This window comes from Streptomyces tricolor (genome assembly GCF_002155905.1).
GTDB lineage: Bacteria > Actinomycetota > Actinomycetes > Streptomycetales > Streptomycetaceae > Streptomyces > Streptomyces tricolor.
The window spans coordinates 1-1,314 of the sequence record NZ_MUMF01000974.1 but is presented as its reverse complement, the minus strand read 5'-3'; the positions used below and the strand labels follow the sequence as shown (position 1 = coordinate 1,314).

The window sequence follows — 1,314 nt, the reverse complement described above, 5'->3', positions numbered from 1 at the left end:
GGGCGGCGGCCCGGCGGGCGCCGGTGGTTTTGGCGCGGATGAAGCGGTCGGCTCGGCCGGTGACGGATGCGCCGGCCGCGGGGTAGTCGCGGCTGGCCTGAGCGCGGCGGTTGAAGAGGCCCATCAGCGGGTCCCCCGTCCGCCGCAGCTGGTGCAGGGCCGCCAGACGGTGACGTGTCCGCCGCCGGGTTTGGGGGTGGTGTCGGGGAAGCCGCCCTGGCCGCCGCAGCCGATGCAGGTCATCGCGCGTCCTCCGGACGGGGCAGGGCGCGGCAGCGCTCGGCGTGGGCCTGGGCGTCGCGGCGGGCAGGCTCCACGCTCAGGAAGGAGTCTTTGTGTGGGCAGCCGCCGCACGCCGTGTCGTACCGCCAGTACGACTCCTCGGTCCTGTCGGTCAAGTCGACGGGGGCGCCGGCGACGGTGAGGTAGCGGGCGATGACGCCGTCAGGCCACGGCGCGGGGGTGGGCGGCTGTTGGGGGGTGGCCGTAGACTCCGGCATTGGTCATTCCTCCTGGTAGGCAGGCGGGGTGACTGGCCCCGGCGGAGGTGGTGCTCCTGCCGGGGCCGTACTTGTTGGTGCACGAGACCGAGCGCGGCCTCGCTCGACCAAGTTAAACCCTAGGGTTGATGCGCCGCAACCCCAGGGTTTAACCTCGTGTCGGTCGCGCTCGCGCAGAGGAAGGAGCGCGGGAGTGGCAGACAACCGCGAGGAGGTGAGACGCCTGGTGGAAGCCATCGAGGCGTTCGAGGCCATCGAGGACGATGAGGCGTGCGCCAAGGCTGTATCGGAGGCGCTGGCTCAGTGGCCGGACCACCACTCGAAGCTGCGCGCGCTCCGACAGCGGCGTGTCCAGGCGTTGAAGGCGCAGGGCAAGACGTGGGCTGAGATCGGCGAACTCCTCGGCGGGATTACCGCTGCTCGGGCTCAGCAGATCGGTGCAGGGCTGAGCGGCGCGACGCGAAAGAAGAAGGGGCCGGCCGATGGATGAGCTGGTGGAGTTCCTGCGGGCGCGGCTGGCTGAGGATGAGCGGGCGGCGCGGCAGGCGACGGAGGGCCCATGGACCGCCGAGGTCAGCGGCGAGACCGGCCACTGCGTGATTCCTTCCGACGCGCAGAGCACGCGCGAGTACGTGGCCCGGACGCAGCTCTATGCTGCTGCGTTCGACGCGGAGCACATCGCTCGTCATGATCCGGCGCGTGTCCTGCGCGAGATCGAGGCAAAGCGGCGGCTACTCAACGAGTACACCAAGGTAGCCACCAACGACGTAAACGAGGTGGAGTACGCCCACGGGTGGGCCAACGCGCTCGGGGA

The 1,314-nt window shown here is 70.7% G+C and carries 3 protein-coding genes; 2 read left to right on the top strand and 1 reads right to left on the bottom strand.

The genetic code is table 11. The annotated features are described in order from the left end of the window. Positions 1 to 239: 239 nt before the first annotated feature. On the bottom strand, positions 240 to 500 hold the full coding sequence (locus tag CCN44_RS42050) for a hypothetical protein (protein WP_086704534.1): 261 nt from the start codon (positions 498 to 500) through the stop codon (positions 240 to 242). Positions 501 to 693: 193 nt separating this feature from the next. Here CCN44_RS42050 and CCN44_RS42045 point away from each other — a divergent pair, with 193 nt between their 5' ends. Together CCN44_RS42045 and CCN44_RS42040 are read left to right on the top strand one after the other, a co-directional pair. After that, the gene (locus tag CCN44_RS42045) at positions 694 to 990 is read left to right on the top strand and encodes a hypothetical protein (RefSeq protein WP_223283716.1); all 297 of its coding nucleotides are present in this window, start codon (positions 694 to 696) and stop codon (positions 988 to 990) included. After that, a partial coding sequence (locus tag CCN44_RS42040) for a DUF6221 family protein (protein ID WP_244204077.1) occupies positions 983 to 1,314 on the top strand: 332 nt, incomplete at its 3' end. The genes CCN44_RS42045 and CCN44_RS42040, both read left to right, overlap by 8 nt.

Excerpts from the sequence above, each read along its gene's own strand:
- CCN44_RS42050 (WP_086704534.1), bottom strand. The coding sequence starts at position 500 with ATGCCGGAGTCTACGGCCACCCCCCAACAGCCGCCCACCCCCGCGCCG.